19 protein-coding genes are annotated in these 21,000 nt (G+C 62.5%); 8 read left to right on the top strand and 11 right to left on the bottom strand.

Annotation, left to right across the window (positions count from 1 at the left end):
• Positions 1 to 224: 224 nt before the first annotated feature.
• The 5 genes from WBK19_RS03105 to WBK19_RS03085 all read right to left on the bottom strand — a co-directional run bounded on the left by WBK19_RS03105 (position 225) and on the right by WBK19_RS03085 (position 4,960).
• Positions 225 to 1,748: an efflux RND transporter periplasmic adaptor subunit gene (locus WBK19_RS03105; protein ID WP_511286852.1), complete on the bottom strand. Its 1,524-nt coding sequence runs from the start codon at positions 1,746 to 1,748 to the stop codon at positions 225 to 227.
• Positions 1,745 to 2,992 carry a TolC family protein gene (locus tag WBK19_RS03100; protein WP_511286850.1) on the bottom strand — a complete coding sequence of 416 codons (1,248 nt, stop codon included), beginning with the start codon at positions 2,990 to 2,992 and terminating at the stop codon, positions 1,745 to 1,747. The genes WBK19_RS03105 and WBK19_RS03100 overlap by 4 nt, the downstream gene beginning before the upstream one ends.
• A gap of 8 nt (positions 2,993 to 3,000) precedes the next feature.
• Entirely contained in the window at positions 3,001 to 3,594 is a 594-nt protein-coding gene (locus tag WBK19_RS03095) for a DUF2231 domain-containing protein (protein WP_511286848.1), read from the bottom strand.
• A 12-nt stretch (positions 3,595 to 3,606) separates the two neighbouring features.
• The gene (locus WBK19_RS03090; protein WP_511286846.1) at positions 3,607 to 3,924 is read right to left on the bottom strand and encodes a copper-binding protein; all 318 of its coding nucleotides are present in this window, start codon (positions 3,922 to 3,924) and stop codon (positions 3,607 to 3,609) included.
• 115 nt (positions 3,925 to 4,039) lie between these two features.
• Positions 4,040 to 4,960, bottom strand: a complete 921-nt coding sequence (locus tag WBK19_RS03085; protein WP_511286844.1) for a bestrophin family protein — start codon at positions 4,958 to 4,960, stop codon at positions 4,040 to 4,042.
• A gap of 177 nt (positions 4,961 to 5,137) precedes the next feature.
• Here WBK19_RS03085 and WBK19_RS03080 point away from each other — a divergent pair, with 177 nt between their 5' ends.
• Genes WBK19_RS03080 through WBK19_RS03070 form a run of 3 tightly spaced genes read left to right on the top strand, consistent with a single transcriptional unit; the run spans position 5,138 to position 7,782 of the window.
• Positions 5,138 to 5,701, top strand: coding sequence for a hypothetical protein (locus tag WBK19_RS03080; RefSeq protein ID WP_511286843.1), 564 nt, complete (start codon positions 5,138 to 5,140; stop codon positions 5,699 to 5,701).
• Between the two features lie 51 nt (positions 5,702 to 5,752).
• Entirely contained in the window at positions 5,753 to 6,424 is a 672-nt protein-coding gene (locus WBK19_RS03075; protein ID WP_511286841.1) for a heavy metal response regulator transcription factor, read from the top strand.
• A gap of 2 nt (positions 6,425 to 6,426) precedes the next feature.
• Entirely contained in the window at positions 6,427 to 7,782 is a 1,356-nt protein-coding gene (locus tag WBK19_RS03070; protein ID WP_511286839.1) for a heavy metal sensor histidine kinase, read from the top strand.
• Positions 7,783 to 7,794: 12 nt separating this feature from the next.
• On the opposite strand, the gene WBK19_RS03065 is transcribed toward WBK19_RS03070, so the two are convergent.
• A complete protein-coding gene (locus tag WBK19_RS03065) occupies positions 7,795 to 8,793 on the bottom strand; it encodes a TIR domain-containing protein (RefSeq protein WP_511286837.1) in 999 nt (332 codons plus the stop codon).
• Positions 8,794 to 8,941: 148 nt separating this feature from the next.
• On the opposite strand from WBK19_RS03065, the gene WBK19_RS03060 reads away from it, so the two are divergent.
• A complete protein-coding gene (locus tag WBK19_RS03060) occupies positions 8,942 to 9,622 on the top strand; it encodes an alpha/beta hydrolase (protein ID WP_511286835.1) in 681 nt (226 codons plus the stop codon).
• 13 nt (positions 9,623 to 9,635) lie between these two features.
• On the opposite strand, the gene WBK19_RS03055 is transcribed toward WBK19_RS03060, so the two are convergent.
• On the bottom strand, positions 9,636 to 9,875 hold the full coding sequence (locus WBK19_RS03055; protein ID WP_511286833.1) for a hypothetical protein: 240 nt from the start codon (positions 9,873 to 9,875) through the stop codon (positions 9,636 to 9,638).
• Between the two features lie 60 nt (positions 9,876 to 9,935).
• Positions 9,936 to 11,339 (bottom strand): cytochrome c oxidase accessory protein CcoG, encoded by a 1,404-nt coding sequence (ccoG, locus tag WBK19_RS03050; protein ID WP_511286831.1) that lies wholly within the window; start codon positions 11,337 to 11,339, stop codon positions 9,936 to 9,938.
• Between the two features lie 129 nt (positions 11,340 to 11,468).
• Between ccoG and WBK19_RS03045 the strand changes: the two genes are divergently transcribed.
• From WBK19_RS03045 to WBK19_RS03035, 3 genes are read left to right on the top strand one after another with little or no spacing between them, the layout of a single operon-like run.
• The gene (locus WBK19_RS03045) at positions 11,469 to 11,933 is read left to right on the top strand and encodes an RrF2 family transcriptional regulator (RefSeq protein ID WP_511286829.1); all 465 of its coding nucleotides are present in this window, start codon (positions 11,469 to 11,471) and stop codon (positions 11,931 to 11,933) included.
• Positions 11,926 to 12,141, top strand: a complete 216-nt coding sequence (locus WBK19_RS03040; RefSeq protein WP_511286827.1) for a hypothetical protein — start codon at positions 11,926 to 11,928, stop codon at positions 12,139 to 12,141. The genes WBK19_RS03045 and WBK19_RS03040 overlap by 8 nt, the downstream gene beginning before the upstream one ends.
• Before the next feature lie 35 nt (positions 12,142 to 12,176).
• Positions 12,177 to 12,698: an HPP family protein gene (locus WBK19_RS03035; RefSeq protein ID WP_511286825.1), complete on the top strand. Its 522-nt coding sequence runs from the start codon at positions 12,177 to 12,179 to the stop codon at positions 12,696 to 12,698.
• Between the two features lie 45 nt (positions 12,699 to 12,743).
• Here the strand turns inward: WBK19_RS03035 and WBK19_RS03030 are convergent, their stop codons facing one another.
• Together WBK19_RS03030 and WBK19_RS03025 are read right to left on the bottom strand one after the other, a co-directional pair.
• A complete protein-coding gene (locus tag WBK19_RS03030; protein ID WP_511286824.1) occupies positions 12,744 to 15,062 on the bottom strand; it encodes an acetate/propionate family kinase in 2,319 nt (772 codons plus the stop codon).
• A gap of 168 nt (positions 15,063 to 15,230) precedes the next feature.
• The gene (locus WBK19_RS03025; protein ID WP_511286822.1) at positions 15,231 to 15,713 is read right to left on the bottom strand and encodes a hypothetical protein; all 483 of its coding nucleotides are present in this window, start codon (positions 15,711 to 15,713) and stop codon (positions 15,231 to 15,233) included.
• Between WBK19_RS03025 and WBK19_RS03020 the strand changes: the two genes are divergently transcribed.
• Positions 15,645 to 18,401 carry a PAS domain-containing hybrid sensor histidine kinase/response regulator gene (locus WBK19_RS03020; protein ID WP_511286820.1) on the top strand — a complete coding sequence of 919 codons (2,757 nt, stop codon included), beginning with the start codon at positions 15,645 to 15,647 and terminating at the stop codon, positions 18,399 to 18,401. The two genes, WBK19_RS03025 and WBK19_RS03020, sit on opposite strands and share 69 nt — an antisense overlap.
• 123 nt (positions 18,402 to 18,524) lie before the next feature.
• Here WBK19_RS03020 and WBK19_RS03015 read toward each other — a convergent pair.
• A partial coding sequence (locus WBK19_RS03015; RefSeq protein ID WP_511286818.1) for a glycosyl transferase family 51 occupies positions 18,525 to 21,000 on the bottom strand: 2,476 nt, incomplete at its 5' end.

Below are 21,000 nucleotides of genomic sequence, written 5' to 3'. Positions count from 1 at the left end.
TCCCCGTGGAAGGCGCTGAGCAACGCAGGCTGGGCGGGGGCCTTCGGCTTGCGTTGTCTGAGCCGCAGGCGAGTTTAGCAAGCCGCCCGGCCTGCCGAGTAGCGCAAGGAACCCGCAGGGCGCCGCCCCCGGGGTCGCCTTCTTTTTGGCTACTTTTTCTTGGCGAAGCAAGAAAAAGTACGCCCGCCAGCAAGGCGGAAACCCAAGCCCGCCAAAGGAAAGCGTCATTTCGTCACCACCGAGGTAATCACCCATTCCCCCGGCCCCCGCTCAACAAACTCAAACTCAATACCAGCCCCGGGCTTCAAGCCCGAGATCAGCGACGGATTCGCCAACACAAAATCCATCTTCATCGAGGGCCACTTCAAACTCGCCACCGGCTCATGCGAAATCGTCACGCTGCCAGAGGCAACGTCGATGGCGTTCAGCACCCCCACCGCCCTATGCCCAACCACCGCCGGTTTTGGAGCAGCCGAGGCTTCCGCCTTCTGCATTCCCCCCAACGCCGCCTTCAAATTACTCTCGGCATCAATCAGGAAATTGGCCGACGAAACCACCATCTCCCCTTCCTTGACCCCCTCCAGCACCTGCACAAATTCGCTGCCACGCGCACCAAGCTTCACAGCCCGTGGCTCGAAGCGCCCTTCAGCCAATTGCACGATAACCACCTGCTTGCTTCCGCTATCAATCACCGCCGAATTCGGCACGGTGACAACCGACGAAGCACCGGCCACCGGAATCTCAACCTCGGCAAACATAGCCGGCTTCAATCGGCCCTTCGGATTGGCCAGTTCAATGCGCACCGGCACCGTCCGTGTTTCCGCCTTGAGCGTCGGATAAACGTAGGCGATGCGGCCCTCGAACACTTCGCCAGGATAGGCGTTGATCCTGATTTTCGCCTTCTGGCCGACAACCACGGCCGCAATGTCCTGCTCGAAAACATCGGCCTGGACCCAGACGCTGGAAACGTCGGCAATCTGGTAGAGCATTTCGCCGGGCATGAAACGCATGCCCTGGACGGCCTTCTTCTCGGTGACGATGCCGGCTACCGGCGCGCGGAAGGTCAGCGTGCGTTTGGCATTGCCCGACTGGGCCAGCGCCTTGATCTGTTCGTCGGAAATATCCCAGTTTCTGAGCCGCTGCAGGCTGGAGTCGGCCAGTTGTTTCATCGCCGATTGTGCTTCGCCGCCGGCTTCGTTGAGCTTGCCGACACCCTGCGCGGCGATGGCGTATTCGCGCTGGGCCGAGACCAGTTCCGGGCTGTACACCTCGAACAGCGGCTGGCCGCGACCGACCGGTTGGCCGGTGGTATTGACGTGCAGGCGTTCGATGTAGCCCTCGAACTTGGCAGTCACCGTGTAGGTCCGGCTCTCGTCGATCTCGACCCGGCCGCTGGCGCGTACGTTCTTGTCGAGCACTTGCAGCTTGGCCGGCTCGGCCTTGACGCCCATTTTCTGGATTTTCTCGGCGCTGATCTTTAGGCCGCTGTCGCCCGCCCCTTCATCCTCGCCCTCATAGACGGGGATGTAGTCCATGCCCATCTGGTCTTTTTTCGGCGTCGGCGAGGTGTCCGGCAGGCCCATCGGGTTGCGGTAGTAGAGCAGTTTCGGTTTTTGCCCTTTTTCCGGGTTGACCGTGGCAACGGCTGTCGCGCCATCCGTTTTCTGCTGGGCCAACTGGTAACCGCCGGCAAAACCGCCGACGGTCAGGGCGACGGCGATAAAAATGAACAGGGGGCCGTTTTTCACAGGTCTTCTCCAAGCAGGCGTTCGATCTCGGCCAGCCGCAGTTGCTGACTGGCCTGGGCGCGCAGCAGCGCCAGGCGGGCGTTGCGGATCTGGCGCTGGGCGTCGAGCAGGGTGGCGAAATCGACCTTGCCGTTCTCGTAGCCGGCCAGCGCCGATTTGAAAGTCAGTTCAGCCTGCGGCAGCAGGCGGGTGCGGGTGATCTGCTCGGTCGTCCTGGCCCCTTCCAGGTTGCTCAGGGCGGCATTGAGGTCGCCCTGCAGCCGGTGGCCGAGCGCTTCCTTGCGCGCCGCCGCGGCTTCGAGCATGCGCTCGCTTTCGCGCTCCTGGCTGCGTCGGGTGCCCTGTTGCAGCGGCAGGTTCATTTCCAGCATCAGGCTCCAGGCATCGACGCGGTTGCCGACCTGCATCGGCGCGACGCCCAGTGTCAGGTCGGGATAACGGTTGCGGTAGGCCAGTTCGCGGCTCTTTTCGGCGCCGCCAACGCGGGCGACTTCGATGGCCAGTTGCGGATTGGCGGAAAGCAGGCGCTCGTTCAACGTAGTGCCATCGAGCCGGGCCGGAATCGGCCGCAACGCCGCTGGTTCGGCCAGTGCGGCGCCGCTCGGCCGGGCCAGCATGGCGTTGAGGAAGACCATCAGGTGATGGAACTCGCTTTCCATGCCGACCAGTTCGGCATCCATCGCGCTGCGCTCGAGCTGGGCGCGGATGGCGTCCTGCTGAGCGGCTAGGCCGCCAGCATAGCGGGCCTGGGCGATCTGTTCGAGGCGGCGGGTCAGTTCGATGTTCTCGCGGGTCAGTCGCAGCGACTGGCCGGTCAGCCAGTATTGCGCGTAGAGCGTCTTGATGCGCGCCGCCACGTCGGCCCAGGTGTCGGCGGCGCGGCCTTCGGCCTGACTTGCCTCGGCGCTGGCCACGTCGCGCTTGAGGTCACGCTTGCCCCAGAAAGGCAGCGGCTGCATCAGCGTGTATTTGGTGTCGCCGACGCCGGATGGCGAGAGCGTCGCATTCTGGCTGCCGTTGCGCGTGATGTTTTCCAATTCGATGCGCAGCACCGGGTCGGGCAGGGCGCCGGCCGGCTGGATGCGCTCGCGCGCCGCTTCGGCTTCGAGGCGGACCATGCGCACATCCGGGCTGTGCTCGCGGGCGGCGGCGAGCAGCGATTCGACGCTGGCGCCGGGCAACGGCTCGGCGCCCTGGGCGGCCAGCGCAGTCAGCAACAGGACAAGCAGCAACGGACGTTTCATGGGCAGTCTCAATGGCGATGGCGTTTGCCATCCTTGTGAATATGCTCGCCGGGGGCGTTGGGTGGGATTTCGGCCGCCGTCTCAGTTGCCGTTGCCGGCGCCTTTGCTGGCTCGGCCGGCGGCGGCTCGGCCACCGTCGGCGCCGGTACTTCCGGTGCGGCGAAGGCCGAAGCCGAGACGCCGATGCCATGCCGATAAACCATCTCGCCGCCCAGCCAGCCGGTGACGCCGAGGCTGGCCGAGAGTGCCAGCATGATCGGCAGCAATGTCCCGTACGGCGGCTGTCCGGCACGCTGGCGCAGGCCATCCCAGACGGCCAGCGCGATCAGCCCGGCCGTGCCGGCCAGCGCCCAGTTGCGATGGCGGAGCATGACCAGATGACCAGCGGCGTCGTGTTCAACCGTCTGGAAGGCGTACCCGCCGAGCGCCGCGGCGAGCGCGGCGCTGACGGCGGCGCCCAGGATCAGCAGGCGGCCACTGGCGGTGAATGTCGGATTGGCCGGGCGCCAGCGGCCCAGCAGCAGGAGCAGCGTGGCCGTGACGGCAAGGGCAATCGGAAAATGAACGACCGCCGGATGCCAGTTGGGGATGATGTCAGGCATCGGCGAGGCGACCTACTTGGCCATCTCGTAGCGGCTGACAATGGCGTTGCCGCCCTTCATCTCGGCCGCAAACCTGATCTTGTCACCCGCTTTGAGCTTGCCCAGCCAGGCCTTGTCGGCAACGCCGAAGGCCATGGTCATCGGCGGCATGCCGATGCTGTCGAGCTGGCCATGCTGGATGACGATTTCGCCGGCCTTGGCATCGATCTTTTTGACCAGACCGTCGCTCAGCGGGGCCGACTGCGCTGCGGCCATGTGGCCGGCGCGGTGATCGTGCTGGGCCAAGGCCGGGAGACTGAGGGAGAGCATGAGAGCAAGCAGCAGGCGCATGGCGGTTCCTTGGTGGATTGATGCACCAATTCTGCGCCGCTGCCGTCGACCGTTCCCTGACCGCAGGATTACAAGTTTGTAATCTTCGGCTTGGCGGGAGCCTCTGGCAAAGCGCCTAGGTCACGATGTAATCGATGACTTCCGGCGGCGAACTGCGCGGGGTTTCGCCGACCAGTTCGCATACGGAAACCTCGATGCCATGACACATCGAGGCGAGGGCGAGGTCGTTCGGCTCCTTGCCGAAAGGCTCCTCGATCTGTTCGCCGATGACATCGAGCGCCAGGAAGGTATAGGCGATGAACGGGGCGACCAGCACCGTCACCCAGCCGATCGAAGTGCTCAGGCCGACTGGCAGCAACAGGCAATAGACCATCACGGTCCGGTTCATGAGCACGCGGTAGGTATAGGGAATGGGCGTGTTGGCGATGCGCTCGCAGGCTCCCGAGGCGTCGGTCAGGCGGTCAAGGTTGCGATCCAGCGATTGCAGTTGCAGGTCGCTGAGCACACCGGCCTTTTGTGCCGCGGCAAAGTCCTGGGCCAGGCAGAGCAGCAGAGCAGACGGCACAAAGCGGGCAGCGCATACGCGCTCCAGTACCGTTGCCTCGAGGCGGCAGGCGAGGTCGCCCCGCGGGTCGGTACCTCGCAACTGGTGCTTGAGAGCAAAGGCAAAGGCCGACAGGGTGCGCGCCACGCGGCGTGGCAATTGGCTCTCGCCAGGGGCAAAGCTGGCGATCTCACGAGTCAGCGAGCGGGCGCCGATAAGCAATGTGCCCCATTGCTTGCGAGCCTCCCAGTAGCGCTCGTAACTGACCGAGTTGCGGAAGCCGAGAAAAATGGCCAGCGCCACGCCCATCAGCGTAAATGGCGGAATCGACAGGGCCGACGCGGCATGGGCGCTCATCCACCAGTCGAGACTCAGGACACTGAGCACGGAAACCGCGAGGACGAGCAGCAAGCGGGTGATGATGTAGGGCAGAACGGAGCCGCGCCAGACGAAGAGCAGGCGAAACCAGTGCAAAGGGGGGCGGACGATCATGGCGGCAGTCGGGGGAGGTGAATGAAGGGGCGGCCACGCCGCCAGGGGGCGCAGCATAGCGGAGGGGGAAGGTGCAAACAATCCGGCGTAACGCCCTGTTACAACCGGTCACGCTGATCATGCAGGCGAAATGTTGGGACTGCAGTATGTTTTCGCTGCACCTTACCGAGAAACGGCATGGAATCGAGACTAAAACGCCTGCTGACGCCGCCCTTCATCATTCTGGCGGCACTGTTGTTATGGTTCTGGGAATGGCTGTGGGAGCCGCTCGAACTGATCATGGCGAGAATCGGCCGACTGCCCGTGCTGCGTCTGGCCGAAGCGTGGGTGTCGCGCGCGCCGCCCTACCTGGCACTGGCCTGGTTCGTGATTCCCGGCGCCGTGCTGTTGCCGTTCAAGGTTCTCGGTCTTTATTTCCTGGCGCATGGCGCGCCGCTGCTCGGTGTTGGAACCTTTCTCACCGCCAAGGTGGTCGGCACGGCGCTGGTGGCGCGGATTTTTGCGCTGACCAGACCGCAGTTGATGGAAATCGGCTGGTTCGCCCGCGCCTATGCCGTGGTCGTTCGCTTCAAGAACTACGTGTTCGATACCCTGCACCAGCATCCCGTCTATCAGCGGACGCGTGCCTTGCTGGTGGCCCTGCGTCGGGACGTGCGCAGCGGACTGCTGGCGCATTCGTTGCGGCGCTGGAAGGCGGTGTATCGCCTGTCCCGGCGTCGTGGTCGCCTGACCTGCATTTAGGGCGCATCGAGCAATGACACAAGGCGGTGGGTTGTCGGGCAAAATGCCGGCATGAAGATCCTCATCGTCGAAGACGAAGCGAAGACTGGCGACTACCTCAAACAGGGGCTTTCCGAAGCCGGTTTCATGGCCGATCTTGTGCGCAACGGGCTGGATGGCATGCATGAAGGGCTGGCTGGCGACTATGACCTGCTGATTCTCGACGTCAATCTGCCCGGGCTGGATGGTTGGCAGGTGCTGAAAACCTTGCGCGCGGCGGGGCGCGATTTGCCGGTACTGTTCCTGACAGCGCGCGATCAGGTCGAGGACCGGGTCAAGGGGCTGGAACTCGGGGCAGACGATTATCTGGTCAAGCCGTTCGCCTTCTCGGAACTGCTCGCCCGCGTACGCACGCTGCTCCGTCGGGGCCGGGCAAGGGAGGCGGATAGCCTGAGCCTGGCTGATCTTGAACTCGATGTGCTGAAACGCCGGGCGACCCGGGCCGGCCAGCGAATTGACCTGACGGCCAAGGAGTTCGCCCTGCTCGAACTCTTTCTGCGTCGGCAGGGTGAGGTGCTGGCGCGGAGTTTCATCGCCTCGCAGGTCTGGGACATGAATTTCGATTCGGACACCAATGTCGTCGAGGTGGCTATCCGTCGCCTGCGCGCCAAGGTCGATGATGATTTTTCGCCGAAACTGATCCACACCCTGCGCGGCATGGGTTACGTCATGGAAATCCGCTGATCGTGGCCGACTGGCGGCATTCGATTGCGCTGCGCCTGTCGTTGGCCTTCGCGCTGTTGGCGACGGTGGTTTTCGCGGCGCTCGGCGTCTATTTCAGCCGCGCCGCCGATGCCCACATGGCCGAACTGGATGCACATGACCTGTTTGGCAAGCTGGCGCTAATTGGCCATGTCGGCGCGCAGGAAAAATCGGCCGAGGGCTTCGCCGCGCGCCTCGGTGACGCCCTGATCGGCGAGCACGGGGTGATTGTCACGGTCAACCGGGAAAAAGGGCCAATTTTCAAATGGCCGACGCCCGAACTGGCCGAGCCACTGGCCGCCGCCAAGGTTGCGCTGGGCCGGACGCCGGTTCGGGTGGTGCTGGGCGATGCCGAGTACCGCGTCATCGCCGTCGACATGGAAACTGCCTGGGGCGAAACGGCGCACGTCGTCGTCGGCCGCGACATTCGTCACCACACCGATTTTCTCGACGAGCTGCAGCACGATTTCCGCTTCGCCATTCTGGCCGCCGCGCTGCTCACCGCCATCGTCGGCGCGCTGGTCGTTCGCCGCGGCTTGCACCCGGTGCGCGCCATTGCCCGCGCCGCCGGCCGCATTTCGGCCGGGCAGCTGGCTGAGCGTATCCCGGAGCAGAATGTGCCGCCGGAACTGACTGAACTGGTCACTGCCTTTAACGCCATGCTTGGCCGGCTTGAGGACTCGTTCAAACGTCTGTCGGATTTTTCGGCCGATCTTGCCCACGAGTTGCGCACGCCGATCCACAGCCTGCGCATGCAGACCGAAGTGTCGCTGAGCAAGGCGCGCCATGTCGATGAATACCGCGACCTACTGGCCTCGAACCTTGAGGAATACGAACGCCTGTCGCGGATCATCGCCGACATGCTGTTGCTGGCCAAGGCCGACCACGGCCTGCTCGTGCCGGAGACCGAGCCGCTGGCGCTGCGCCCGCTGTGCGAACGGTTGATCGAGTATTACGGGCTGCTCGCCGAGAATGTCAGCCTGCAACTGGTCGGCGACGACATCACGGTCCATGGCGACCGGCTGATGCTCGAGCGGGCCATCGGCAATGTGCTGGTCAATGCCATTCATCACACGCCGGCCGGCGGTTCGATTGTCGTCACGGTCGGGGCCGTCGACGGCATGGCGGAACTGTCCATCGCCAACACCGGGCAACCGATCCCGGCCGAGGCGCTGGATCGGGTCTTTGACCGCTTTGTCCGGCTCGACTCCGGTTCGGAAGGGACAGGACTCGGCCTGGCCATCGCCCGCTCGATCGTGCTCGCCCATGGCGGCGAGATCGCGGTGCGCGTTGGCGAACAGGCCACCGAGTTTTATTTGCGTCTGCCTTCCCGCACCTGAATTTCCTGGTTCTTACCAGTCCTGAAGCGTCCTGGCGACTACGGTGCGGAGCTCCTTTTCCTTGCCGCTGGTCATCGTCCTGATGTCCTCCACGTCATCAACCCGGTGGAGCTGGACGCTCTTGACGGCGGTTTTCTCCGGCCGGGTTTCGTCCACGTCCCAGAACTTGCCTTTGCCTCTGCTGGCAGGCTGACTGACATCACGTGACACCGTGAATTCCATTTCGCCAAAGCCATGGAATTGATCCTGCGGTTTGGCAATGGCGCTCTCGGGATACCAGCCCTGCCAGTGGTAGAGAATCTTCTGCTCATCCCTGTCAACGCGGGCGACCAGGCTTTTCCAGTTCGCCATCAACGTGCCTTTTTGATCATAGGAGATGCCCCGCATCTGAACGGTGCCGTAGATTTCATCGGCATTGATCTCAAGGAAGCTCAGCCAATGCCGGCCGTTGATGGTGATGCGCTCCCACCATGCACCTTTGACTCGGTCGACGAAGGCACGGTTGGCTGCCTGTGCGGCGCGAACCTCCGGGCTGAGCTTGTGGCGGCTGCCCAGTGCCATGATGCGTTCGGCGACCAGCCCGCACTTGGCGCCGAGTGCAGCCTTCAGGTCGCCGTCCGCGGGGCGCTTGAAGCTCGCCGAATGGATGCCGAGCAGGTCGCTGGGGAGTTTCAGGTCGGGCCTGTCCTCCTGCACCAGGTAGCAACGCTCGCGCCCGAGGGCGCCCATGAACAGGCCGAGTTCGAAGATGACGTTGTCGCGCGGCGAGAGCTTTTCCTTCTTGCGACTGGTCGTTACATCGTCAGGCGTCAGCACCAGAATGGCGAAATCAGCCTCGTCGGCAATTTTTTCCAGCGACTCGATGTAGGTCGCGCTGAGTTCGAAGGCGAGGGTCCATGGCTCGATGTCGGCAGTTTGACCAAGCTCGCCTTGCAACAGCAGGCGCACCGCATTGACCACCTCCAGCCCCTCCGATGAAGAAGCAATGAATACTTTTGATCGCACAGGCATCCGCTACTCCATCGTCAAAACAGCGCCAATTCGGGCAAGCCAGCGAACATTAAACTAGCATATTGGTCCCTGGCTGGATAGCGCACCGGGTGGCCAAGTGCGGCGACATTGCGCATACTGGCCGTCTGACGAACGCGAGGAGACCCCCATGGAAATCGACATGCCACCGCTCGAAGTCGAAACTGCCGCCAACCCCGAGTACGCTGTGATCTGGCTGCACGGACTGGGCGCCGACGGCTCGGATTTCGTGCCGGTTGTCCCCGAACTCGGTTTGGCCGCGTCGCCTGCCGTACGTTTCGTCTTCCCCCACGCACCCTACATCGCGGTGACCTGTAATGGTGGCTACGTCATGCGCGCCTGGTACGACATCATTTCGCTCGACAGCACCAGCCGGCGCGTCGACGAGGCCGGGATTCTCACCTCCCGCGAAACCGTGCGGCGTCTGATCGAACGTGAAAAAAGCCGCGGAATTCCGGTTGACCGTATATTCCTTGCCGGTTTCTCGCAAGGTGGGGCGGTGGCCTACACCACGGCGCTGACCCATCCGGAAAAACTGGCCGGGCTCATCGCGCTGTCCACCTATATTCCGTCACCGGCGCTGCTGACTGAAGACTCAGCCGACGCCAATCGCAATATTCCAATCTTTGCCGCCCACGGTACGGCCGACGATGTCGTCTCACCAACGCTTGGCCTGGCCGCCAGGGATTTGCTGATAGAGCGCGACCATCAAATCGATTGGCACGAATACCCGATGCCGCATTCGGTCTGTCTGGAAGAGATCTGGGCCATCGGCCGCTGGTTGGCCGCGCGGATGCGCCAGCAGGCCTGAGCCTGCGCGTCGCTTACTTGCTTTTGCTGGTTTTCGGTTTGTCGGTGTCGGTGATCGAATGCGCTTCTTCGTCTGCCGCATGGAGCAGCCAGATCAGATCGCTGCCCTGCACCGGCATCGGGACCATCTGGTTCCAGCTCCAGCGAAACACCGGGCCGTAGGGCACGTAGCGGGCCAGCACGTCGCCCTGCTCAGTGACGCCAAAGAATGGCAGCGGCGAGGTGATGAGGCTCTTCAGTTGTTCGTTGGTCATGATGTACGTCCTTTCGGAGAACGGATTTTCTGCGGCTTGGCTGCTGGCCTGATTCTAAGCTCATGGCATCCAGAATTTCGAACTCTCGGTCACGGCAACCTTCGGGTCGGCGACGTCGGCCACGCTGAAGGTGATCGGCGCCGCACCCGTTGGCGTAGCCCCCGGCTCGGCGCTGACAATTGCCGTCTGGGTGCCGATCTCGCCACCGGGAACGGTGATTTCGCTGTCGCTGGCCAGTCGCGCGCCATCGAAACCGGCGATGCTGATCCGGAATTTCCGCGTCTGGTCGCCCGTATTCATGATTTGCAGGCGATACGAGTTTTCGATTGAGCCATCATTGGCTTCGCGTGACAGCACGTTGCGGTCTTTCAGAACATTGACCTTGAGCGGGATGCGTGTGGCCAGCGACCAGGCCATGGCCGTGGTCAGCGCGACGAGAATCGCCGTGTAAATGATGACCCGTGGCCGGGCGGCACGGCGAATGATTTCCATCGTCGTGTAGCGCATGGTCACGGCATTTTCCGTCGAATAACGGATCAGTCCGCGCGGGTAGTCCATCTTGTCCATCACCTGATCGCAGGCGTCGATGCAGGCGGCGCAGCCGATACACTCGTTCTGCAAGCCGTTGCGAATGTCGATGCCGGTCGGGCAGACCTGAACGCAGATGCCGCAATCGACGCAGTCACCCAGCCCGAGGGCCTTCGGATCGGCACCCTTGGCGCGCGGTCCGCGTGCATCACCGCGCGCCGTGTCGTAGGCGATGATCAGCGTGTCTGGGTCGAACATGACGAACTGGAAACGGGCGTAGGGGCAGATCTGTCTGCACATCTGATCGCGCAGGAAACCGGCGTTGCCGTAGGTGGCAAAGGCGTAGAAGACGACCCAGAAGGCGGACCAGGCGCCGGGCGAGAGCGTCAGCAGGTCACTGACGAGATCTTTGATAGGCATGAAATAGCCGACGAAAGTGATTCCGGTCCACAGCGAAAAGAGCAGCCATGTCGCGTGCTTGGCGCTCTTGAGCGCCAGTTTGCGCGCCGACCACGGCGCGGCATCGAGCTTGATACGTTGTGGGCGCTCGCCCTCGATCATCTTCTCGAACCACAGGAAAATCTCGGTATAGACCGTCTGCGGGCAGGTATAGCCACACCACAATCGCCCGGCCACCGCAGTAAACAGGAAGAGCGTGAAGGCGCCGAGAATCATCAGCAGGACGAGATAAATCGTGTCCTGCGGCCAGAGAACCAGGTCAAAGAAATAGAACTTGCGGGTGTCGATATCGAACAGAACGGCCTGCCGACCATGCCAGGGCAGCCAGCACAGGCCGTAGAAGACGAGCTGGGTCAGCCAGACAAAAATCCAGCGCCAGCGGGTATAGGGGCCGCTGATCGAACGCGGATAAACCTTGGCGTCGGGATCGACAACGGGCTTGATGTTGATGACTTTTCGCTGGGACTGCTCGGCCATTGTTTTTCCGGAGACACCCCTGCGAACGGATTGCGCCGGCCGCAGGCATAAGATATAAATGAAATGAATCTTGATGTTACCAATCAAATCCCGCTTAAGCAATATTTTGAATGTATCTTATAAGCAGCCATGCGCCTGAGTACCTTTTCCGATTACAGCCTGCGCGTCCTGATGTATCTCGGTGTGCAGGACGACCGACTGGTCACCATCGCCGAGATTGCCGCTGTGCACGACATCTCGAAAGCCCACCTCATGAAGGTGGTGCATCAGCTGGGCCTGATTGGCCATATCGAGACCGTGCGTGGCAAGGGCGGGGGCATCCGGCTGGCGCGACCGCCGCGGGAGATTGTCGTTGGTGACGTGATCCGTCAGTCCGAAAGCGATTTTGCGCTGGCCGAGTGCTTTGCTGCCAACGCAACCTGCCGGATTCAGGGCGCATGTTGCCTGCCGGGCATTCTTAACGAGGCCCTGAACGCCATGTTTCTCGTGCTTGATGGCTATACGCTGGCCGATCTGTTGCAGCGGCCACGCGGACTTGTGCCGGCAGCAGCTTGCGATCTCACCGCCAGCCATGTGGAGGGCCCTCATGACTGAGCGGACTCCCGGCAAGAACGAACTCGAGCAGGCCCTCGAACTGGAACTTTCAGACGAGGATATTCTCGACGCACTGAGCCATGTTTCCGGCTATCTCGACATCAGCACCGAGGATTTTCGCATCGTCTACCATCTCGCCTGGCGCCATGCGCTGGCCCGCTTGCAGGCCCAACAGGCAGCGGACAGCAAAGACACCAACCCCGAATGAAGCTCGAAAGCGGTTGGCACGACTATTGGCGCAAAATGCGTGGAACGACCCGCGGCAGTCCCCCGCGGGTCAGCAACGAAGAGCTTGTCTGGTCGTGGATCGGCTCATTTCTGGGCATCACGGCATTGGTCGCAGCAGGCCAACTGTTGTTCACGGGAACCGATCTGGTGCTGCTGATCGGTTCCTTCGGTGCCTCGGCTGTTCTGGTTTACGGGGCGGTCCGCAGCCCGCTGGCCCAGCCGCGCAATCTGCTAGGCGGGCACATCCTGTCGGCGCTGACTGGGGTGGTCTGCTGGAAATTGTTTCAGCATGTGCCCTGGCTGGTGCCCGGGTTGGCAGTGGCGGCAGCCATCGTGTTAATGCATGCGACGCGTACCCTGCATCCGCCGGGTGGTGCCACGGCGCTGATCGCCGTGATCGGCTCGCCGGAAATCCATAACCTGGGGTTCTGGTATGTGCTGGCCCCGGCGACACTCGGGCCTTTGATCCTGCTCGTTGTCGCCCTGCTGATCAACAACCTGCCGCGCTCGCGCCGTTATCCGGAAATCTGGTTCTAGAAAAAGCAATGGCCGGGCAAGCCGGCCATTGTGCGTAGAGCTCGATCAGTGCCGACTCTGAATTTCCTCAATGTAACCAAGCATCCCGGTCTGGATGTTGCCCGCATTGCCTTCATCGGTGTCGATGTGCATGGCCAGGCGGAAGGCCGGGTTCACGCGGACGACGACGTCGCCGAAGATGAGCTGGCGTTCGCCTTCGATGCGGACGCGGACGACGTAGTTGTCGCGCACATGGAAGCGCATGGCGTCTTCCGGCGTCATGTGGATGTGGCGCTGGGCGCAGACGACACCGCGTTCGATGGTCGTGCTGCCGTACGGGCCTTCAAGCGTCACGCCCGGTGTGCCGGCGAGGTCGCCGGACTGGCGGATGGGCGGCTGGATGCCGAGCTTGAACTGCTCGGTCATGGCGATCTCGACCTGGGTTTCCTTGCGTGTCGGACCGAGGACGCGGACCTTGGCGATCCGGCCCTTGGGGCCGACCAGATGGACCTGTTCCTCGCAGGCAAACTGGCCGGGCTGCGACAGTTCGTGCATCGGCGTCAGCTGGTGGCCGGGGCCGAACAGTTTTTCGACATCGGCCTGCGACAGGTGGGCGTGGTGGGCCGAGATTTCGACCGGGATCGGGGCTTCTTCCGGCTTGGCGGCCAGCAGCAGCGCGTTGCGTTCAATGGAGCGCAGGGTTTCCCAGGCAACCAGCCGCTCGTCGTCATTGGCGACGACGAGGATGGTGACCGGCGAATCGTCGGCCGAGATGATGGCGAAATTGTCGACGCTACCCAGATTGCGGTTCTTTTCCTCATCGAGCTTGATGCCCATGAATTCAAGGCCCTGGCAGGCCAGGCTGCGTACCGTGGCGCTCGTTTCACCGACGTCGCCGGTGAAGGCCAGGACGTCGATGCCGCCCATGGCTGCGACGTAGGCACCGATGTTCTTGCGCACCTGGTAGCAGTAGGCCTTGTGGGCAAGCAGGGCGCGGTGGTGGCCATCAGCCGCAGCAGCCTCGATTTCGTGGATGTCGCTCGAAATGCCGGAAATACCCTTGAGGCCGCTTTCGGTGTTGATCAGCGTCGATAGCTGCTCGGGCGACATGTGGTGCTTTTCCATGAGGTGAATCATCACCGCCGGGTCGATGCTGCCGGAACGGCTCGGCATGATCAGGCCGTCAGTCGGCGTCATGCCCATCGTCGTGTCAATCGAACGGCCGTGGTCGATGGCGCACAGCGAGGCGCCGATGCCGAGGTGGCAGGAAACGATTTCCAGCTCGCCAAGCGGGCGCTTGAGGACTTCAGCCGACTTCAGCGAAACGTAGCGGTGCGAGGTGCCGTGGAATCCGTAGCGGCGGATGCCGTGCTGCTTGTAGAGGTCATAGGGCAGGCCGTATAGGTAGGCATAAGGCGCCAGGGTCTGGTGGAAGGCGGTGTCGAAAACGGCAACCTGCGGCACGTTCGGGAACAGCTTCAGGGCGACGCGGATGCCGGCGACATTGACCGGATTATGCAGCGGTGCGAAAACCGACAGTTCCTCGATGTCGGCGATCACGGCCGGCGTGATGACGACCGAGCTGGAGAACTTGTTGCCGCCATGGACGACGCGATGGCCGATGGCGCTGACCTCTTCCGGGTGGAAAGTGAAGGCATCGCCGAGCAGGGCAGTTGCTTCCTGCATGACCTTGAATAGGTCGGAAAGCTTGAACGGGGCATGGTCGACGGACCTTTGCTGCGTTCCGACCTTGACGGTGATCCGGGTCACTTGCTGGTCGGCGTGGTCGATGATGCCGTGCACATCGGCGCCGCTCTCCTCGGTGTTGTAGATACCGAAATGAATCTGGCTGATACCGACATTGAGAACGACGACCTTGCCCGGCTCGTTGGTTTGCAGCGACAGCGCGTACGGGTCGCGCGAGCGGACGATGGCATTGGCCTGGGCGGTGACCAGATCGACCGACATGGCGCGGGTACGGTCGGCGAGCAGGCGCGACAGATAGCCGACGGCTTTCGGGTTGGTCAGGATGTGCGTGTTGAAGACGTCCTGCGGGATCATCAGCACGAAGCAGCGGTTGCCGGCGATGACGTCGGCGACGATGCGGTCGCCGGTAAGCAGCGACATGACGCCGAAGACGTCACCAACGCCGAGCTGGGTGATGACGGCGCGGGTGCCGGTGTTGTCGGTCATCGAGATTTCGGCGTGGCCGCTGATCATGACGCCGATGAAACGGCCTTCATCGCCGGTTTCGAGGATGGCTTCGTTGCCTTCGTAGGTCGCCAGACGGGACTTGATGACGATTTCCTCGACCTTGTCGGCCGGGAAGTTTTCGAACAGGCGTACCTGCTCGAGGAAGAAGCGCTTCAGGTCGATTTCACTCATGCTGTTTTTCCTTGCCTTGATGGCATTATTTTATGCGTGCAAGACTACCATTTTGTTGCGCTGCAGCAAAGATTTTGCTGTGGTCCGGCACCTTTGATTCTTGTGAATTGCAACATGTTGCTTGCTCAACAGCGGCCTCACGCCAGTCCCGATAGCGGCTGCTTTTTTTCAGCTGGCAGGGCGATTCATCGATAAGATTGAGGTATTCGAATAAAGCCAAAGGGGAGCATCTCGATGTCCGCCGTCAGGTTCCAGCTTCGACTTGGTGAACAGCCTGCAATCTTGTCGGTCGGTGATGGCGTTTTCGCCTTGCTTGGTTTTTCTGCAGAGGACTTTACCAGTGGAAAAATCGCCTTGAGAGAGCGGTTCCACGCGGATGATGCGGACATTGCCGAGCTGGTTTTCAGTCAGATTGTGCCGAGTGGCGAGCAGACCTTCAATGCCCGAGTCCGCAATGCGGCGGGTGGCGTAGTCTGCGTTCGCGGGCGGCTCGGCAAGGCCTTTGCGGAGTCGGGGCAGTTGCTGGCTGAAGTTGACCTTGAAGATGCACGAACTGTGTTTGACGGGCAGCGAAATGAGCCGATGATGGCCAATTTCGTGGCGATGATGGAGAACACCGATGACTTCATCTACTTCAAGGATAGAAACCATGTTTTTACCGGTGCCAGCGAGACGCTGGTAACGATTACGCATTCAACCGGGCACTGGACTGATCTGCTGGGCAAGACAGACTACGATGTCTTTCCGGAGGCCTACGCCGATATTTATTACCGGCTGGAGAAACAGGTGTTCTCGGGGAGCGAAGTTGCCCATGAGGTGCAGGCCTATGTGAGCAATCAGGGGCGCATGGGCTGGGTCGATAACCGCAAGTATCCGCTACGCGACGCGCAGGGCGAGATTGTCGGGCTGTTCGGCGTGGCCCGCGATGTGACCGATAAAATTATCGCCGAGCAGGCACTGCAGCACGAACGCGAGAGCCTGCAGCTGATCCTCGACTATGCCCCGATCGGAATCTGGCTTCAGAACGGCAAAGGCCGGATGAGCTTCGTCAACCGGGCTTTCTGTCAGGCCACCGGTATTTCCGAAGCGGCTTTTCTTGCTGTCGACCACTATGCCGAACTGATTCCTGAGGCGTTTCGTCAGCAATGCCTAGCCTCCGACGTCAAGGTGCTGGCCAATCCGGGTGTCAGCGTGACGCATCAGCGACTTCCTTTTGTCGATGGCAAGATCCATGACTTGCGCGTGATCAAGGCCGTCAAGCGGGATGAATCGGGGGCGCCCGTGGCGCTGGTCGGACTCAGCCTCGACATTACCGACGAGTTGCACCAGGAAGAATTGTTGCGTCGGGAAAGGGATTACAGCCAGAACGTGCTCGATACGGTCGAGACACTGATCGTTGCCCTGGATCTCGACGGGCGGGTCATGTCGATCAACCGGAAAGCCGGCGAGGTGCTTGGCTACCTGTCGCGAGAGCTTGTTGGCCTGGACTGGTTTGAAACCTGTCTGATGCCCAGCGCGAATCCGGAACGCCGGCGGGCCGCGATCTACGATGCAGTGGTATTGGCCGAAAGCCGAACCGAGTATTTTGAGTATCCCGTCAGGACCCGGGGCGGCGATGTCCGCCTGATCGGCTGGCATGCCTGCCCGATTCGCGATGAGCACGGCCGGATCATCGGCGGTCTCGGTGCCGGGGACGATATTACTGAGCGGCGAAGCACCGAAGCTGCTGCGGAGAGGGCCCTCAGGCTTTCGCAGCAGCGCTTTGCCACGGCTTTCAATGCCAGTCCGATCGCCGCATCAATCGCCACTGCCGCCGAAGGGCGGTTCATTGAGGTGAATCGCAATTACGAACGGGATTTTGGCTGGGCGCCGGCCGATCTGATCGGCCGCACCTCGACCGAAATCGGACTTTGGCCGGATGAGGCAAGCCGAATGGCTTGGGTTGATGCGCTCCGGCGTGACGGCCGCGTGGTCGACTGGGAAACGAGCTGGCTGCACAAGGATGGTGAGCGCAGGCAGGTCAGCATTTCGGCGGAAATTACGGATCTGAACGGCGAGGCTTGCATTCTCGGCTTTATTACCGATGTGACCGAACGGCGCCGGGCCGAGCGCATCCTGCGCAATCACCACGCCGAGCTGGAAATCGAGGTGCGCGAACGGACGGCAGAGTTGGCCGAGGCGAAGGAAGCAGCGGAAAAAGCCAGCCTTGCCAAGAGTGCGTTTCTGGCCAACATGTCGCACGAAATCCGGACGCCACTCAATGCGATTTCCGGCATGGCACATCTGATCAGACGGAATGGCCTGACCGACGAACAGTCACAGCGTCTCGGCAAGCTGGAGATGGCAAGCGAGCATCTGCTGAGCACCATCAACGCCGTTTTGGAGCTTTCCAAGATCGAGGCCGGCAAGTTCGCACTCGAGGAGCAGGAGCTTGATATCGGCGCGTTGCTGGCCGGGATCATGGCGATCTTCCGCGAAAAGGCTGGCGAAAAGGGCTTGTCGCTCGTTCTTGACGCCCGGTTGCCCGATTATTTGTTGCTTGGCGACGCTACCCGGCTCAGTCAGGCTCTGATGAACTATGTCGGCAACGCCATCAAGTTTACCGACTCCGGTCGGGTAAGCCTGGGTGCCCGGTGTGTTGCAGAAGACGATGACGCGGTCGTTCTCCGTTTCGAGGTGGCGGATAGCGGGATAGGCGTCCCACAGGAAGCGCTTGGCCGATTGTTTTCGGCTTTTGAGCAGGCTGACAATTCGACAACCCGTCGCTATGGTGGCACCGGCCTCGGGCTGGCCATCACGCAGAAACTGGCGCAGATGATGGGGGGCGAGGTCGGTGTCGAGAGTTGCGACGGTGTGGGCAGCACCTTCTGGTTTTCGGCTCGCCTCAAAAAGGCTGTGCAGGGGGCCGGGACAGTGCAGGCAAGGCCGGCCGATACGGCTGAGGCAACGCTGCGGAGAGCGTATGCCGGGCGCCGGATCCTGCTCGTTGATGATGAGCCGATCAATCAGGAAATCGCCCAGGTGCTGCTCGAGGATGTCGGCCTGCGGGTCGACCTGGCTGCCGATGGTCGTCAGGCGGTCGAGAAAGTCGAGTGCGTGGCTTACGATCTGGTTCTGATGGACATGCAGATGCCGTCCATGGATGGACTTGAGGCAACCCAGTGCATTCGGCGGATGCCGGAGCGGACGACACTACCCATTCTGGCCATGACGGCGAACGCCTTTGTCGAAGATCGTGAGCGTTGTCTGGCGGCCGGCATGAACGATTTCATCACCAAACCGATCAGTCCGGATCACCTGTTTTCGCTGGTCCTGCATTGGCTGGAAAAGCGGGTGTGAACGGCCGGGGTGGCGCCATCACCGGGGCGCCACAAGCCGCCATTTCATTTTTGGCCGTTTTTTCGGGTTGACCGTGGCCAGCCGCGGTTGGCGGCTGCACCACGGTTTTCCGGCCGCGCTACCTCAGGCGCCAGCCTTGCACTTGCCATCGGCAGCCGGACGATCGGCAATCAATGGCCGCAAGGCTGGTTCCATTTCCTTCATGATCTGCACCGGCAGGGCCGAGGTGAAGTCGTAACCGGCCGCCTTGGAACCCGGGACGAAGGCGGTGACGACACCGTAGAAACGGTCGCCGATGTAGAAGGCGAAGGTGGCGGCACGGTTCATGACCTTGGCGCTGCGCACGCCGCCGTCAGCGCCGATGACCTTGGAGCGATGGTCGCCGGTGCCGGTCTTGCCGCCCATGGCCAGCGCCTGTTCCTCGTGGTCCCGGTAGGTGTCCTTGATGCGCCGGGCCGTGCCGCTATTGACCACGCGCAGCAAGGCGCGCCGGGTGACTTGCGCCACTTCGACCGGGATCACGCGTTCGCCGGCGATGGTCTGGTGCTGCAGGCGGGTTTCGAAGGGCGTATTGGTGGCGAAGCGGAGTTCGTCGATGCGTACCGTCGGCCGGCGGATGCCGTCATTGACGACGATACCCATCAGCTCGGCCAGCGCGGCCGGGCGGTCGGCCGAACTGCCGATCGAGGTGGCCAGCGAGGGCACCAGATGCTCGAAGGGGTAACCAAGGCGACGCCACTCTTCGGCGATGCGCTCGAAGGCGGCAACCTCGACCACGATGTCGATGCGCACCTGCTGGGCATGCTTGAAGCGCGTGGAGAACAGCCATTTCGAGGCATCGCGCCGGGCTTCGACGCTGGCCGGGACGATGTCCTTGAGCGTCGCCTTCGGCTCGCTCTGCAGGTGGCGGACCAGCCACAGCTCAAGCGGATGGACGCGGGCCAGGTAGCCCTGGTCGGCCAGGTTGTACTGGCGCGTGGCGTGGGCATCGAACAGGCGGCGCAGGCCGGCGTCGGTACCGGCCCGGTCGCCAAGCTTCTTGCGCATGTGGGCGACAAAGCTGTCGAAATCGCTCTTCGGCTGCACGCTCAGGTAGGCGGCGGCCTGCGGAACCGGCCGGGACGGCACCGAGTCGCTCAGAACGTCGAGGCGATCGGCCGGGGCCACGTCGCGGTACTTGTGCCAGTAGGTGCGCAGGAAACCGAGGCCTTCGCGCTCGGCGAAGCGGTTGAGGAAGGCCTGGCGGGTCTCATCGTCGTCCTTGTCGCGCAGGCCACGGGCCGGGGCGTCGACGGCCTCGTAGGCATGGTAGTGGACGACGTCGTGCATGATGCGCACGAAAGAGAGATTGACCGACTGTTCGAGGGCTTCGGCGACGCTTGGCACCTTGCCGTCGTCTTCATGTTTGAAATTGCCGAAGCGGTGGATGCCGCCGCCGGTGAAGAAGGTGGCACCGGGATCGGCCGAATAACGGCGTTCCATGGCCGCTTCGAGCAGTTCTTCCAGCGTTGTTTCGGGCTTGGTGCGCAGGATGTCGATGGCCCAGTTGGTCAGGCGGTCGGCCGGGTGTTGCTTGAGCTTGGCCAGTTCTTCCGGCGGCGTCTGGCTGTAACGTTTGTGCAGGTCGGCGACGACCAGCAGGTAGGACACCAGGGTACGGAACTTGGCGCTGGAGCCAAGATCGAGCTTGGTGCCGGCGTTGATGTCGAGCGGCTGGTCGAGGTTGTCGGCCTGGATGCGCAGCACATTGGCGGTTGGCGTGCGCTCGTAAAGGGTCAGGCTGTAATTGACCTGTTTCGGGTCGCCTCTGGCCAGCAGTCGTGCCTCCTTGAAACCCGCACAGGCCAGGAAGGCCGGGTCGGCCAGCCGGTTGAGGACGCGCGTCACGGCCTGCTGGCTGGGGCCGTCGAGCGTGCTGTGCACGGTCAGGTCATAGCGGTCGAGGGCGTAGAGGTTCTCGACACTGAGCAGATCGCCGAGCGTGCCGCGGATTTCATTGACCGCCTTGCGTTCGACGAAGGACACCTCTTCGGCCGGCCGGGCCTGGCGGGCCGGGCTGATCTGCACGAGCAGGGCGGCTTCGCGCAGGTCAGCGGGGATCAACTGGTCGTCGGCGAGCAGGCGGATGTAACTGTCGGTGAGCGTGTTGAGGCGCCCGGTGGTGTCGCCGAGCAGGCCGGACGGCCGGCGCTGGGCGACGAACAGGGACAGCGCCTGCTTGAAGGCCTTGGCGCGTTGCGTCAGATCAGCCTTGGGGTCGGCCAGCAACTGGTTGATCTGGCCAAAATCCTGGCCGTACCAGGCCCACAGGCCGTCGCCCAGGCCATTGACCTCGCCGTAGCCGGGGATGCCGCCGAGCGGCACCGAATTGACGAAATCGAGCACGATGCGGCGCCGCGCCGGCAGGTTTTCTTCGCCGTCCTGGTAGGCGCGCAGGGCGGCCGACATCATCTGGTGATATTTGTCCTTGCTGTCATGCGTCCGGCCGCCCGGCGAGTGGCGGAACTTCTCGATCTGCGTCGCCAGCGTGCTGCCACCGGCCCGGCCGCCGCCGAGGCCGACCTGGCGTGCCGCCTGGCCGGCCGCGACGCGGGTCAGC

This window comes from Azonexus sp. (assembly GCF_049652925.1).
GTDB lineage: Bacteria > Pseudomonadota > Gammaproteobacteria > Burkholderiales > Rhodocyclaceae > Azonexus.
The sequence above is the reverse complement of the archived record's forward strand: the minus strand, read 5'-3'. Positions and strand labels throughout refer to the sequence as shown.

What these genes read in the sequence shown, in the direction of transcription:
- WBK19_RS03020 (WP_511286820.1), top strand. Translation starts at nt 15,645, where the DNA reads ATGATGGCCAATTTCGTGGCGATGATGGAGAACACCGATGACTTCATC.
- WBK19_RS03035 (WP_511286825.1), top strand. Translation starts at nt 12,177, where the DNA reads ATGCGTGGAACGACCCGCGGCAGTCCCCCGCGGGTCAGCAACGAAGAG.
- WBK19_RS03030 (WP_511286824.1), bottom strand. Translation starts at nt 15,062, where the DNA reads ATGAGTGAAATCGACCTGAAGCGCTTCTTCCTCGAGCAGGTACGCCTG.
- WBK19_RS03065 (WP_511286837.1), bottom strand. Translation starts at nt 8,793, where the DNA reads ATGCCTGTGCGATCAAAAGTATTCATTGCTTCTTCATCGGAGGGGCTG.
- ccoG (WP_511286831.1), bottom strand. Translation starts at nt 11,339, where the DNA reads ATGGCCGAGCAGTCCCAGCGAAAAGTCATCAACATCAAGCCCGTTGTC.
- WBK19_RS03045 (WP_511286829.1), top strand. Translation starts at nt 11,469, where the DNA reads ATGCGCCTGAGTACCTTTTCCGATTACAGCCTGCGCGTCCTGATGTAT.
- WBK19_RS03075 (WP_511286841.1), top strand. Translation starts at nt 5,753, where the DNA reads ATGAAGATCCTCATCGTCGAAGACGAAGCGAAGACTGGCGACTACCTC.
- WBK19_RS03090 (WP_511286846.1), bottom strand. Translation starts at nt 3,924, where the DNA reads ATGCGCCTGCTGCTTGCTCTCATGCTCTCCCTCAGTCTCCCGGCCTTG.
- WBK19_RS03025 (WP_511286822.1), bottom strand. Translation starts at nt 15,713, where the DNA reads ATGGTTTCTATCCTTGAAGTAGATGAAGTCATCGGTGTTCTCCATCAT.
- WBK19_RS03100 (WP_511286850.1), bottom strand. Translation starts at nt 2,992, where the DNA reads ATGAAACGTCCGTTGCTGCTTGTCCTGTTGCTGACTGCGCTGGCCGCC.
- WBK19_RS03055 (WP_511286833.1), bottom strand. Translation starts at nt 9,875, where the DNA reads ATGACCAACGAACAACTGAAGAGCCTCATCACCTCGCCGCTGCCATTC.
- WBK19_RS03085 (WP_511286844.1), bottom strand. Translation starts at nt 4,960, where the DNA reads ATGATCGTCCGCCCCCCTTTGCACTGGTTTCGCCTGCTCTTCGTCTGG.
- WBK19_RS03060 (WP_511286835.1), top strand. Translation starts at nt 8,942, where the DNA reads ATGGAAATCGACATGCCACCGCTCGAAGTCGAAACTGCCGCCAACCCC.
- WBK19_RS03095 (WP_511286848.1), bottom strand. Translation starts at nt 3,594, where the DNA reads ATGCCTGACATCATCCCCAACTGGCATCCGGCGGTCGTTCATTTTCCG.
- WBK19_RS03080 (WP_511286843.1), top strand. Translation starts at nt 5,138, where the DNA reads ATGGAATCGAGACTAAAACGCCTGCTGACGCCGCCCTTCATCATTCTG.
- WBK19_RS03040 (WP_511286827.1), top strand. Translation starts at nt 11,926, where the DNA reads ATGACTGAGCGGACTCCCGGCAAGAACGAACTCGAGCAGGCCCTCGAA.